The organism is Burkholderia sp. MSMB0856, from assembly GCF_001524645.2.
Classification (GTDB): domain Bacteria; phylum Pseudomonadota; class Gammaproteobacteria; order Burkholderiales; family Burkholderiaceae; genus Burkholderia; species Burkholderia diffusa.
This window is the reverse complement of sequence record NZ_CP013427.1, coordinates 1,230,985-1,243,795: the sequence shown is the minus strand read 5'-3', so window position 1 is coordinate 1,243,795 and position 12,811 is coordinate 1,230,985. Positions and strand designations below refer to the sequence as shown.

At 68.5% G+C, this 12,811-nt stretch carries 9 protein-coding genes; 2 read left to right on the top strand and 7 right to left on the bottom strand.

Annotated elements, in window-relative coordinates:
• Positions 1-11: 11 nt before the first annotated feature.
• The 5 genes from WS87_RS06930 to hrpA form a co-directional block, all read right to left on the bottom strand.
• Positions 12-827, bottom strand: coding sequence for a competence/damage-inducible protein A (locus tag WS87_RS06930; protein ID WP_059817864.1), 816 nt, complete (start codon positions 825-827; stop codon positions 12-14).
• Complete coding sequence (locus WS87_RS06925; RefSeq protein WP_059535897.1) at positions 824-1,651, bottom strand: EI24 domain-containing protein; 828 nt, start codon at positions 1,649-1,651, stop codon at positions 824-826. The genes WS87_RS06930 and WS87_RS06925 overlap by 4 nt, the downstream gene beginning before the upstream one ends.
• Before the next feature lie 111 nt (positions 1,652-1,762).
• A complete protein-coding gene (locus WS87_RS06920; RefSeq protein ID WP_059690959.1) occupies positions 1,763-2,737 on the bottom strand; it encodes a sterol desaturase family protein in 975 nt (324 codons plus the stop codon).
• 16 nt (positions 2,738-2,753) lie between these two features.
• A complete protein-coding gene (locus WS87_RS06915) occupies positions 2,754-3,743 on the bottom strand; it encodes a YVTN family beta-propeller repeat protein (RefSeq protein WP_059535900.1) in 990 nt (329 codons plus the stop codon).
• A gap of 168 nt (positions 3,744-3,911) precedes the next feature.
• Positions 3,912-8,105, bottom strand: coding sequence for an ATP-dependent RNA helicase HrpA (gene hrpA, locus WS87_RS06910; RefSeq protein ID WP_059817866.1), 4,194 nt, complete (start codon positions 8,103-8,105; stop codon positions 3,912-3,914).
• 23 nt (positions 8,106-8,128) lie between these two features.
• Between hrpA and argA the strand changes: the two genes are divergently transcribed.
• Positions 8,129-9,508 carry an amino-acid N-acetyltransferase gene (gene argA, locus WS87_RS06905; RefSeq protein WP_044847668.1) on the top strand — a complete coding sequence of 460 codons (1,380 nt, stop codon included), beginning with the start codon at positions 8,129-8,131 and terminating at the stop codon, positions 9,506-9,508.
• A 49-nt stretch (positions 9,509-9,557) separates the two neighbouring features.
• Positions 9,558-9,833, top strand: a complete 276-nt coding sequence (locus WS87_RS06900) for an oxidative damage protection protein (RefSeq protein WP_006478357.1) — start codon at positions 9,558-9,560, stop codon at positions 9,831-9,833.
• A 175-nt stretch (positions 9,834-10,008) separates the two neighbouring features.
• Here the strand turns inward: WS87_RS06900 and WS87_RS06895 are convergent, their stop codons facing one another.
• Together WS87_RS06895 and WS87_RS06890 are read right to left on the bottom strand one after the other, a co-directional pair.
• Positions 10,009-11,421, bottom strand: coding sequence for an MFS transporter (locus WS87_RS06895; protein ID WP_059817934.1), 1,413 nt, complete (start codon positions 11,419-11,421; stop codon positions 10,009-10,011).
• 185 nt (positions 11,422-11,606) lie between these two features.
• The gene (locus WS87_RS06890) at positions 11,607-12,809 is read right to left on the bottom strand and encodes a CaiB/BaiF CoA transferase family protein (protein ID WP_059817935.1); all 1,203 of its coding nucleotides are present in this window, start codon (positions 12,807-12,809) and stop codon (positions 11,607-11,609) included.
• Positions 12,810-12,811: the final 2 nt, after the last annotated feature.

Genomic DNA, 12,811 nt, shown 5'->3' with positions numbered 1-12,811 from the left:
TTGCGCGGCCCTCAGGTGCGCGGCACGTCCGGTTCGACCACGTCGCCGCCGAGCAGGTGCACGCCTTCGCGCAGCTTCACGAACGCGGCCGCGACCGCCTCCGGCTCGCCCTTCACGCCGAGATCGATATGCCGGCGCGCGTAGATCCCGCCGCGCTCGGCATCGCCGACGCTCGGCAGGCTGAACACGCGCACGCCCGGGAAATCGCGCTCGATCTTCTCCATCAGCGGCGTGAGCGTCGATTCCGGCAGTTCGAACACGTACAGCGAGCGCTCCGCGTGCGGCGTCGCGTGATGGAGATGCTGGTACTTCGTATCGAGCACCCATTCGATCATCGGCCACGCCATCACCGGAAAGCCCGGCACGAAATGGAGATCGCCGACCGAGAACCCGGGAATCCGGTTGTAGCCGTTCGGGATGATCGTCGCGCCGGCCGGGAACACGCCCATGTTGAAGCGGTGCTGGTTTTCCGGCGATTCGAAATCGACCGGCCTGGCCGGATCGGTGTGCGTCTCGCGGATGCGCTCCGAGATCAGCGCCTTCGCTTCCGGGTGCAGCTCGAGCGGCACGCCGAGCGCGGCGGCCGCGCACTGGCGCGTGTGGTCGTCCGGCGTCGCGCCGATCCCGCCCGTGGAAAACACGATGTCGCCGGATGCGACCGCGCGCGCGATCGTCGCGGTGATCCGCGCCGGGTCGTCGCCGACGTATTCGGCCCAGTCGAGCGCGAGGCCGCGCGCGCCGAGCAGCTCGATGACCTTGGCCAGGTGCTTGTCCTGCCGGCGGCCCGAAAGGATTTCGTCGCCGATGATGATGATGCCGATGCTCATGCCTGCCCCATGTCGATTGCGGTGGCGCGCGAACTCGCGCGCAGGTCGTCCAGCGCGCGCAGGCAATAGTGCCCGAACCACAGCGCCGAAAAGACGAGGATGAAAGCGTAAACCCAGATCATGGCCGCCGCCACGAATGGAAACAGCACCATCATCCAGACCGACGACACCCACACGAAGGTCGGCACGGTACCGAGCAGCCCGGTCGCGACGCCGATGCCGATCAGCGGCCAGCGATGCTGCCGCACCAGCGCACGGCGCTCGTCGCGGCTCGCGTGCTGCGCGAGCGCGTCGTAGGTCATCACGCGGTAGGTCAGCCAGCCCCAGATCACGGGCGGCAGCAGCGCGAAGAACGGCGGAATCAGCCACAGCGGGATCGTGACGACGAGCAGCACGACGCCGACGACGGCCGCGCCGAGCGAATTGAACACGCTGCCGAAGAACGTGCCGCCCCGCTTCGCCTCCAGCGCGGCGAACTGCCGGTTCGACAGGTGCTTGATCACGACCGGCATCGAGATCGTCGCGATCAGCAGCAGCACGGTCAGCACGATCAGCGGAATCGCGAGCGATACGACGACGAACGGCGCGACGACCGCATGCAGCTGCGACATCCCGATCGCGTCGAACATGCGGTACAGCACGGCCGTGAGCACGAAGCCGTCGAGCGCGCCGCGCGCGGCGTCGATCAGCGTCTGCCACGAGAACCACAGCACGACGCCCCACAGCAGCGCCGAGACGACGAACGGCATCAGGGTGAGCCACAGCATGCGCGGATGCAGCGCGCTGACGAAGGCCCGGACGAAGGAGCGCAGCAAGTCGTTCATGCGAACCTGTATCGACGAAGAAAAACGGGGAAAGGATAAACCACACGGCCCGCATGCGCCAAAGCGCATGCGGGCCGTGCGGGAGAGCCGTTCAACGGGAAAGCGACGGGGTCAGGCCGACGCCGCGCCGCGCTTCGCGGGAACGAGGCGCCGGAAGATGCGCACGAACGCGAGGCCGTGCTGCGCCCAGAAGCCGTCGCCGTAGGACACGCCTTCGATCTGCTCGCGGATGCCGGTCGGCTCGACCGTGCGGTTCCACGACGCGGTGCCGAACATCATGTCCCACCACGGGAACAGCACGCCGAAGTTGCAGCCGTACTTGGTGCCTTCGTGGCCGTAGCCGACCGCGTGGTGGCGCCGGTGGAAGGTCGGGCTCACGAGCAGGCGCTCGCCGAGCCGGCCGAACGACAGCCGCGCATTCGTATGCTGGATGCTCTGCATGAAGTTCGTGACCGCGGTCAGCACGACGAACTGCGACGGCGTCACGCCGATCACGAGCGCGATCGACGCGAAGAAGCACGACTGGATCACGTCGTCGAGCAGGTGGTTGCGGTCGTCGCACCACAGCGACATCTGCCGCTGGCTGTGATGCACCGCGTGCAGTTCCCACCAGATGCCGAACTTGTGCTGCCAGCGGTGATACCAGTAGCCAGCGAAGTCGAGCACGACGAGGTAGATCGCGAACGCGACGATCGGCCGCGACGTCACGCCGGGCCACAGATAGTCGAGGTTGACGTTCACGACGCCGTGCAGGCGCAGCCATGCCTGGAAGCCGTCGAACACCGGCTGCAGCGCGAAGAAGAAAAACAGCGCGTAGATGCCGAGCTTCGCGATCGCCGTATAGATCACGTCGACCCGCACCGCGCGGCGGTTCTGCCAGCGCTCGACCGGCAGCAGCGCCTCGAGCGGGCGCAGCAGCACGAACATCAGCACCATCTGCAGCGCGCCGATGATCACCCAGTACAGCGCGTCGTAGGTGTCCTCGTCATAGCCCATCAGGTTGAACTTGAAGAGGAGCGGCTGCACGACGTCGACGTACAGCCAGGTCTGGATGTCCGACACGAACGCATCGATCAGGTGCAGCATCGCTCGCCTCCGCCCGTCACGCGCCGTTCGCAGCCTTCCACGGCGCGCGGTCGTAGAAGTAGATCCCGTGCGGCGAACGGCCGACGGCGATCGTCTGCACCAGCTTGCGCGATGCGAGATCGATGATACCGACCTTCTTCGCGAAGCGGAACGTCACCCACAGCGTCTTCTTGTCGGCGGACAGTTCCATGTCGTCCGGTCCCGGCAGCAGGCCGGTGATGTCGCCGACGTTGGTGAGCGTGTTCTCGTCGATGATGCTGATCGTGTTCGCGACCCGGTTCGTGACCGCGACGTGCGTGCCGTCGGCGAGCGAGCGGAAGTTGTGCGCGCCGTTGCCCGTGTGGATCTGCTTGACGATCTTCTGGTTGCGCCAGTCGACCACCGCGACGTAATCCGCGCCGGTCATCCCGACCAGCAGGAACTTGTCGTCCGGCGTGAGCCACAGGCCCGCCGGCACCTTGCCGACCTTCATCTTCCACTTGACCGTCTGCGTCGCGAGGTCGACCGCCGCGATTTCGCCGGACACCTGCAGCGACACGAGCACGGTCTTGCTGTCCTTCGTGAACGCGATGTGGCTCGGCATCACCGCGAGCGGCAAGCGCTTCACGAGATGCAGGTCGCGGCCGTCGTAGCCGTAGATGTCGAGCCGGTCGAGGCGCAGCCCGGTCGACACGAACCACTTGTTGTCGGGCGAGAAGCCGAGCTGGTACGGATCCTCGATGCCTTCGACCGTGCGCTGCAGCTTGCCCGTCTTCGGATCGACGAACATCAGGCTGTTCGAGACCGAATTCGCGACGATCAGCGACGAATTGTCCGGCGTCGCCATCAGGTGGTGCGGCTCCTTGCCGGTCGGCATCGTGCCGACGACCTGGCGGGTCTGCTGGTCGATCAGGGAAAGCGTCGCCTCGGCCGAATTGAGGATGATTACGTTATTGGCGTGTGCGGCGGGCGCCAGCACGGCGGCGGCCAGCGCAAGCGTGCGGCCGAAGGAAAGGAAAGTGCGCATGAAGACTCACGTCGTGGAACAGCAGTCATTGTAAAACGCTCGGCGGGCCCCACCGGTTGACGGGAGACGGCGTTGCGCCACTTCGACGCAGGTCGCGGCCGCCGTACGGCCGGCGCCTCGGGGCGGCCGGGACCCGCAACCGGTGCGGCCCGGCCAATCGCCGTCGCGCTAACGCTGCATCGACTCCCACACCTTGTGCAGACGCTTGACAGAGACAGGCATCGGCGTGCGCAGTTCCTGCGCGAACAGCGAAATTCGCAGCTCCTCCAGCAGCCAGCGGAATTCCGCGAGGCGCGAATCGGCGACGCCGCCGCGCTGCGACACCGCGCGCTGATACTGCTGGACGAGCGGCAGCAGCTCGCCGGACTGCTTCGCGTCGCGCGCCGGGTCGGCCTTCAGCTTGTCAATCCGCAGCGCGATGCCCTTCAGGTAACGCGGGAAGTGTGCAAGCTGCACGTAAGGCGTGTCGATCACGAAGCGCTTGCCGACCAGCGCGGCGAGCTGCTGCTGCAGATCCGCATGGGCCTGCGCGAACGGCTTCGCCTGCGCGAGCTTCTTCGCAAGCCCCGCATATTCGGCGAGGATCTGCCCGACCAGCCGCGCGATCTCCTGCGCGAGCAGGTTCAGGCGGCTCCTGCCCTCGTCGCGGCGCGCGTGGAAGGTCGCGTCGTCGTCGGGCAGCGGATCCTGCAGGCACGCGCGGTCGAGCGCCGTGTCGATCAACTGGTCGCGCAGCTCGTCCTGCGTGCCGAGCGACATGTACTGCATCGCCATCTCGCGCAGCCCCGGCAGGTTCTTCTCGAGGAACTTGATCGGCTCCTTCAGCTGCAGCGCGAACAGCCGCCGCAAGCCGGCCCGGTGGATCCGCGCGGCCTCCTCCGGCGAGTCGAACACTTCGACGTCGCAATGCGTGCCGCGATCGACGAGCGCCGGATAGCCGTACAGCGTCTGGCCGCGGCGGCGGATCTCCAGCAGCTCGGGGAGCTTGCCGAAGTTCCACGTCGTCAGGTTCTCGTACAGCGCGGTCGCGCCGGCTTCCGCCGGGGCGGCCGTGTGCGGCGCCGCGCCCTTGCCCGGCTTGCCGCCCTTCGCCGTCGAACCCGCCGCCGCGGCGAGCGCCGGCGCGCCGCCCGCGTCGCCGTCGCCCGCTTCGCCGCCCGGCGCGATCGTCGACGCCGCCGCGATCTTCTGGAACTGCTGCTGCGCCTGCGCGCCGAGCTCCTGACGCAGTTGCGCGAGATTGCGCCCCATCGCGAGCTGACGGCCGTGCTCGTCGATCACCTTGAAGTTCATGAACAGGTGCGCGGGCAACGTCTCGAGCTTGAAGTCGGCCGTCTTCATCGCGACCTGGGTCTCGCCGCGCACGTCGGCGATCAGCGCCTCGACAAGGCCGCCCGCGCCGAAGCGCTCGCGGCCCATGCGCTCGACGAAGCCGGCCGCGTATTCGGGCAGCGGCACGCAGTGCCGTCGCAGCTTCTGCGGCAGCGACTTCAGGAGCAGCTGCACCTTTTCCTTCAGCATCCCCGGCACGAGCCATTCGCAGCGGCGCGCGTCGACCTGGTTCAGCGCGTACAGCGGCACCGCGAGCGTCACGCCGTCGCGCGGCGTGCCGGGCTCGAAATGGTACGTGAGCGCCATCTCGACGCCGGCCATCGTCGCGCGCTTCGGGAACAGCTCGGTCGTCACGCCGGCCGCCTCGTGGCGCATCAGGTCGTCGCGCGACAGGTACAGCAGGCGCTGCTTCTCCTCCGCCTGACCGCCCTTCTTCACCTCGTCGCGATACCAGCGCTCGAACGCGGCGCCGGTGTGAATGCCCTCCGGAATCGCCTGGTCGTAATACGCGTAGATCAGCTCGTCGTCGACCAGCACGTCCTGGCGGCGCGACTTGTGCTCGAGCTGCTCGATGTCGGCGAGCAGCTTGCGGTTGTGCGCGAAGAACGGCAGCTTCGTGTCGAATTCGCCCTCGACCAGCGCGCCGCGGATGAACAGCTCGCGCGCCCGCGCCGGATCCTGCTTGCCGAACGCGACGCGCCGGCGGTGGTAGATCGGCAGCCCGTACAGCGTCGCGCGCTCGAACGCGCTGACCTGCGCGGGACGCTTTTCCCAATGCGGCTCCGACAGCGATTTCTTCAGCAGGTGCGCGCCGATCTTCTCGACCCACTCCGGCTCGATCTTCGCGAGACAGCGCGCATACAGCCGGCTCGTCTCGACGAGTTCGGCCGCCATCACCCAGCGGCCGGCCTTCTTCGCGAGCGCCGAGCCCGGCCACAGGTAAAACTTGATCCCGCGCGCACCGAGGTAGTGCGGATCGTCGTCGGCCTTCATGCCGAGGTTGCCGAGCAGGCCCGTCAACAGGGCCAGATGGACCTGCTCGTAGGTCGCCTCGACCTCGTTGAGGCGCCAGCCGTGCTCGCGCACGACCGTCAGCAGCTGCGAATGGACGTCGCGCCATTCGCGCAGCCGCAGGTGCGACAGGAAGTTCTGCCGGCACGCGTCGATCAGCTGGCGGTTCGACTTCTTGTGCGCGACGGCTTCCTCGAACCACGCCCAGATCTTCAGCCACTGCAGGAATTCGGAGCGCTCGTCGGCGAACCGGCGGTGCGCCTGGTCGGCCTGCTCCTGCGCCTCGATCGGACGGTCGCGCGGATCCTGCACGGACAGCGCGCTCGCGATGATCAGCACCTCGCGCAGCGACTGCTGGTCGCGCGCGGCGAGAATCATCCGGCCGACGCGCGGATCGAGCGGCAGCCGCGCGAGTTCGCGGCCGAGCGGCGTCAGCGCGTTGTCGTCGTCGACCGCGCCGAGTTCGTTGAGCAGCTGATAGCCGTCCGCGATCGCGCGGCCGGGCGGCGGCTCGAGGAACGGGAACGATTCGATCGCGGTCAGGTGCAGCGACTTCATCCGCAGGATCACCGACGCGAGCGACGAGCGCAGGATTTCCGGATCGGTGAAACGCGCGCGCGCCTGGTAGTCGCTTTCCTCGTACAAGCGGATGCAGACGCCGTCGGCCACCCGGCCGCAGCGACCCGCGCGCTGGTTCGCGGCGGCCTGCGAGATCGACTCGACCTGCAGCTGCTCGACCTTGTTCCGGTACGAATAGCGCTTCACGCGCGCGAGCCCGGTGTCGACGACGTAGCGGATGCCCGGCACCGTCAGCGACGTTTCGGCCACGTTGGTCGCAAGCACGATGCGGCGTGCGTTCGACGCCTTGAACACCTTGTCCTGGTCGGCCGCCGACAGCCGCGCGAACAGCGGCAGGATCTCGGTATGCGGCGGATGATGCTTGCGCAGCGCCTCGGCCGCCTCGCGGATCTCGCGCTCGCCGGGCAGGAACACCAGCACGTCGCCGGGGCCTTCGCGGCACAGTTCGTCGACCGCGTCGACGATCGCGTCCATCAGGTCGCGTTCGGCCTCACGCGCGGTCTTCACGCGATCGCGGCCGCCCGTGCCTTCGGCGTTCTTCACGGCCGGGCGATCCTCGGCCACCGGGCGATAGCGCATCTCGACCGGATACAGCCGCCCGCTCACCTCGATCACGGGCGCCGGGCGCGCGTCGGTGCCGAAATGGCGCGCGAAGCGATCGGCGTCGATCGTCGCGGACGTGACGATCAGCTTCAGGTCCGGCCGCCTCGGCAGGATTTCCTTCAGGTAGCCAAGCAGGAAGTCGATGTTCAGGCTGCGTTCGTGCGCCTCGTCGATGATCAGCGTGTCGTACGCCTTCAGCAGCGGATCGGTCTGCGTCTCGGCGAGCAGGATGCCGTCCGTCATCAGCTTGACGGATGCGCCCGGCGCGAGATTGTCGGTGAAGCGCACCTTGTAGCCGACCACCTCGCCGAACGGCGTGCCGAGCTCCTCGGCGATGCGCCGGCCGGTCGACGACGCGGCCAGGCGCCGCGGCTGCGTATGGCCGATCAGGCCCGTGCCGCCGGCGCCGAGGCCGCGGCCGAGATCGAGACAGATCTTCGGCAGCTGGGTGGTCTTGCCCGAACCCGTTTCACCGCAGACGATGACGACCTGATGACCGGCGATCGCGCGCGCGATTTCGTCGCGCTTGCCCGACACGGGCAGGCTTTCGGGGTAGGTGATCGGCGGAACGGGATTGGGCGTGACGGCCGCGCGCGGCGGACGTTCGCGGCGCGGCGCGCGCTCGCCGGCGGCCTGGGGCGCGCCCTGCGCGGCCGGCTGGCCCGGCTCGCGGCGCCGCTCGTCGCCGCGCGGCCCGCGCGGCGGCTGACCCGCCTGCTGTTGCTGCTGGCGCGGCGGCTGGCCCTGCTGCTGACGCGCATCGGCCGCCCCCTCCGGGTGCCGGGCCGACGGCGCTTTGGCCCGCGTCGGCGCGGGACTTTTAGGTACATTCGACATGGGGGCGCATTATAATCCCGCCCATGAATTCCCAAACCGACCTCCCACCCGCCCAGACCGGCGCCGCGACGCCGCCGGCCGCCGACGATTCGGCCGCCAGCCACGCGCAGTTCGTCGACTGGATGCGCTCCGTCGCGCCCTACATCCACAAGTTCCGCAACAGCACGTTCGTCGTGGGGTTCGGCGGCGAGGTGGTGCAGCAGGGGCTGCTGAACGCGCTCGTGTCCGACATCGCGCTGCTGCAGGCGATGGGCATCCAGATCGTGCTCGTGCACGGCTCGCGGCCGCAGGTCGAGGAGCAGCTGAGCCTGCATGGTGTCGAATCCGAGTTTTCGCACGGGCTGCGCATCACCGATGCGCGCGCGCTCGAATCCGCGAAGGAAGCGGCCGGCGAAGTGCGTCTCGACATCGAGGCCGCGATCAGCCAGGGTCTGCCGAACTCGCCGATGGCGCACGCGCACATCAGCGTCGTGTCCGGCAACTTCGTGACCGCCCGGCCGGTGGGGATTCTCGACGGGGTCGATTTCGCGCACACGGGCATCGTGCGCAAGATCGACGCCGAATCGATCCGTCATTCGCTCGCGAGCCGCAAGCTCGTGCTGCTGTCGCCGCTCGGCTTCTCGCCGACCGGCGAGGCGTTCAACCTGTCGATGGAAGACGTCGCGTCGGCCGCCGCGATCGCGCTGCGCGCCGACAAGATCATCTTCCTGACCGAGGCGCCCGGCATCGTCGACGACGAAGGCGGCCTGATCCGCGAAATGTCGCTCGACGCGGCCGCCGAGCTGCTCGATTCGGGCAACATCCAGGGCGACGACGCGTTCTTCCTGAAGCACTCGATCCGCGCCTGCCGCGGCGGCGTGACCCGGGCCCACCTGATTCCGCAGTCGCTCGACGGCAGCATGCTGCTCGAACTGTTCCTGCACGACGGCGTCGGCACGATGATCTCGTACGAGAACCTCGAGAGCCTGCGCGAAGCGACGCCGGACGACGTCGGCGGCATCCTGTCGCTGATCGAGCCGCTCGAGTCGGACGGCACGCTGGTGCGGCGCGGCCGCCACCAGATCGAACGCGACATCGACCACTTCTCGGTGATCGAGCACGATGGCGTGCTGTTCGGCTGCGCGGCGCTGTATCCGTATCAGCAGGAGAAGATCGGCGAGATGGCGTGCCTGACGGTCGCGCCGGAAGCGCAAGGCTCGGGCGACGGCGAACGCCTGCTCAAGCGCATCGAGCAGCGCGCCCGCGCGCGCGGCCTCACGCACATCTTCGTGCTCACGACGCGCACCGAGCACTGGTTCCTCAAGCGCGGCTTCGTCAAGGTCAGCGTCGACGACCTGCCGGAAGACCGCCGCAAACTCTATAACTGGCAGCGCAAGTCGCTCGTGCTGATGAAGCAGCTCTGAGCGCAGGCACGACTGCCCTCCCCCAGACCGATTACAGGAGAAGTACACGATGGCTCGAATGATCCAATGCGCGAAGCTCGGCAAGGAAGCCGAAGGTCTCGATTTCCCGCCGCTGCCGGGCGAACTCGGCAAGCGCATCTACGAAAGCGTGTCGAAGGAAGCGTGGCAAGGCTGGCTCAAGCAGCAGACGATGCTGATCAACGAGAACCGCCTGAACATGGCCGACCCGCGCGCGCGCCAGTACCTGATGAAGCAGACGGAGAAGTACTTCTTCGGCGACGGCGCGGACCAGGCGTCCGGCTACGTGCCGCCGACGGAAGGCTGAAGCACCGCGAATCGCGCGGGCCGGTCGCGCCGGCCGCGTTGCGAAGCGAAGCAAGGCAAACGGCACCGTGTATCGCACGGTGCCGTTTGCTTTTGGGAGGGCGGAATCGGGTCGATGCGATCCGGCCGGCGCGTGCGCTGCCGCCGAATCGGCAAGTCGCGCCGGCCCGGCGGATTCAACCCGCCGGATTCAACGCACCGCGGTCGCCCGCCTGCGCGGTCTCGCCGGTCGCACTTTCAGCGCTCGCGCCTTCGGCACCCCATTCGGCCGCATCGCTGCGCTCGGCCGTCGACAACTCGTCCGCGCGGTAGCCGGTGCGATTCAGCAGCGCGAGCATGCACGCAAGCGACACGAGCGCGTACAGCCCCGACGCGATCGCGACGCCGACGATGCTGCCGGTCGCGTTCAGGATCGCCTGCGCGAGCACCGGCGTGCCGCCGCCGACGACGAGCGCGCTCAACTGATACGCGAGCGACAGGCCCGTGTAACGGATGTTGGCCGGAAACACGCGCGCGAGCACGCCGCCGACCGCGCCGTAGAACATCGCCGACGGGATCGTCGAGATGCACATCCCGGCGACGGCGATCCAGTACGAACGCGTCGCGAGCGCATGGAACATCACCGGCATCAGCACGATCTCGGGAATCAGGATCCAGCACATCGCGCGTCGCATGTCGACCTTCGACACGAACCACGCGCCGACCGGCTGCATCAGGAACTGCACGACGAGCGAGATCGACAGGATGCCGAGAAACGTGCCCTGCGCATAGCCGAGCTCCTTCGTCGCCCACGACAGCGCGAACGTGCTGCGGAAATACGTGACGTTGATCACCGGCAGCGTGCCGGCCGCGAGCAGCACGACGGGCCAGTGGTCGCGCACGACGTCGCGCAGCGGCAGCTTCACCGTGCGCTTGCGCGCGAGCACGCGCTGCATGTCGATCGATTCCTCGAGCCGCAGCCGGATCACCATCCCGATGATCACGAGCACCGCCGACAGCAGGAACGGAATGCGCCAGCCCCACATCAGGAACGACGGCGTCGGCAGCGCGCTCAGCGCGAAGAAGGCGGCGGTGGCGAGCAGGTTGCCGGTGGGCGAACCCTGCTGCGCGAACGCCGCGTACAGGATGCTGCGATGCTTCGGCGCGTTCTCGCTCGCGATCAGCACCGCGCCGCCCCACTCGCCGCCGACCGCGATGCCCTGCAACACGCGCAGCACGACGAGGCCCGCCGGCGCCCACACACCGATCGACGCATAGCCGGGCAGCAGGCCGATGCCCGTCGTGGCCAGCCCCATCATCACCAGCGTGATCACGAGCGCGGTCTTTCGGCCGACGCGATCGCCGAGATGTCCGAACACGATTCCGCCGAGCGGCCGCGCGGCGAAGCCGGCCCAGAACGTGACGAATGCAAGCAGCGTCGCGACGCCGGGATCCATCGTGCTCGAAAAGAACACCTTGCCGAATACGAGCGCGGCGGCGGTGCCGTAGATGTAGAAGTCGTACCACTCGATCGTGGTGCCGACGAACGCCGCGAGGGCGGCGCGGCCGGGCCGCGGCTGCGCGGCGGACGGGGATTGCGGACGGCTCATCGATGTCTCCATGTTTGTGATCGGCGGCGCGACTGTCGCGCGCCTTGCCGGATGGCCGGCCTTGCGCCGCCGGCTGGCGGTGGTGCTTTACGTCGCTTTACGTCGCTTTCATTGCCTTGCGTTGAGGGTCTTATCCCTGCGATGCGCCGGCCGAGGATGCTCGCGTGCGAGCACCACTCGGCCGGTCACGCCGGGTCCGGCGCGACCTTCAGCACGCCGGCATCGAGCAATCGTTGCTGGAGCGCGGGATCGACGCCGAGGCGGTCGAGCACCGCGCGTGTGTCGCGGCCGAGCGCGGGCGGCGGCGAACGATAGGTCGCCGGCGTGCGCGACAGCTTCACCGGCGATGCCGTGCCGCGATATGCGCCGATCTCGACGAACAATTCGCGGTGCAGCGCATGCGGGTCGCGCGCGACGTCGGCGACCGTGCGCACCGGCCCGCACGGCACGCCCACCGCCATCAGGTCGCGCGCCAGCGGCTCGCACGGATGGGCGGCGAGCCGTACCTCGAGCTCGGCCTTCAGTTCGGGCCGGTGCGCGCAGCGGCTGCGGTTGTCCGCGAAGCGCGGATCGCCCGCGAGCGCCGGCGCCCCAAGATGCGCGACGAGGCGCGCGAACTGCCGGTCGTTGCCGACCGCGAGGAAGATCGGCACCGTCGCCGTGCGATAGCTGTCGTACGGCGCGATGTTCGGATGCGCGTTGCCGCTGCGTTCGGGCACGCGCCCCGAGCCGAAGAAGTTCGGCAGGTGCGGATGCAGCAGCGACACGCCGCAGTCGTACAGCGCGATGTCGATCGACTGCCCCTGCCCGCTCTTCTCGCGCTCCGCGAGCGCCAGCAGGATGCCGGCAAGCGCGTTGAGCCCCGTGACCATGTCGACGATCGGCAATCCGATACGCATCGCGTCGCCGTCGCGCTCGCCGTTGACGCTCATCAGCCCGGCCATCGCCTGGATCACCGCGTCGTAGCCGGGCAGCCCGCCGAGCGGGCCGTCCTCGCCGAAGCCCGTCACCGCGCAGTGGATCAGGCGCGGGAAACGCGACTGCAGGTCGCGCGCATAGTCCATGCCCCAGCGCGCGAGCGTGCCGGGCTTGAAATTCTCGACGAGCACGTCGGCGTCCTCCAGCAGGCGCCACAGGATCGCGCGCCCTTCGTCGCGGGACAGGTCGAGCGCGAGCCCCTCCTTGTTGCGGTTCACGCCCATGAAATACCACGCGGTGTCGCCGAGGAACGGCGGCCCCCAGCCGCGCGTCTCGTCGCCGTCCGGCGGCTCGATCTTGATCACGGTCGCGCCGTGATCGGCGAGCGCCTGCGTGCAGTACGGACCGCCGAGCACGCGGCTCAGGTCGACCACCTTGAGCCCGTCAAGTGCGCCGCGCGGCGCGTTCATCG

What these genes read in the sequence shown, in the direction of transcription:
- WS87_RS06930 (WP_059817864.1), bottom strand. Translation starts at nt 827, where the DNA reads ATGAGCATCGGCATCATCATCATCGGCGACGAAATCCTTTCGGGCCGC.
- WS87_RS06900 (WP_006478357.1), top strand. Translation starts at nt 9,558, where the DNA reads ATGGCTCGAATGATCCAATGCGCGAAGCTCGGCAAGGAAGCCGAAGGT.
- WS87_RS06895 (WP_059817934.1), bottom strand. Translation starts at nt 11,421, where the DNA reads ATGAGCCGTCCGCAATCCCCGTCCGCCGCGCAGCCGCGGCCCGGCCGC.
- WS87_RS06915 (WP_059535900.1), bottom strand. Translation starts at nt 3,743, where the DNA reads ATGCGCACTTTCCTTTCCTTCGGCCGCACGCTTGCGCTGGCCGCCGCC.
- hrpA (WP_059817866.1), bottom strand. Translation starts at nt 8,105, where the DNA reads ATGTCGAATGTACCTAAAAGTCCCGCGCCGACGCGGGCCAAAGCGCCG.
- WS87_RS06890 (WP_059817935.1), bottom strand. Translation starts at nt 12,809, where the DNA reads ATGAACGCGCCGCGCGGCGCACTTGACGGGCTCAAGGTGGTCGACCTG.
- WS87_RS06920 (WP_059690959.1), bottom strand. Translation starts at nt 2,737, where the DNA reads ATGCTGCACCTGATCGATGCGTTCGTGTCGGACATCCAGACCTGGCTG.
- WS87_RS06925 (WP_059535897.1), bottom strand. Translation starts at nt 1,651, where the DNA reads ATGAACGACTTGCTGCGCTCCTTCGTCCGGGCCTTCGTCAGCGCGCTG.
- argA (WP_044847668.1), top strand. Translation starts at nt 8,129, where the DNA reads ATGAATTCCCAAACCGACCTCCCACCCGCCCAGACCGGCGCCGCGACG.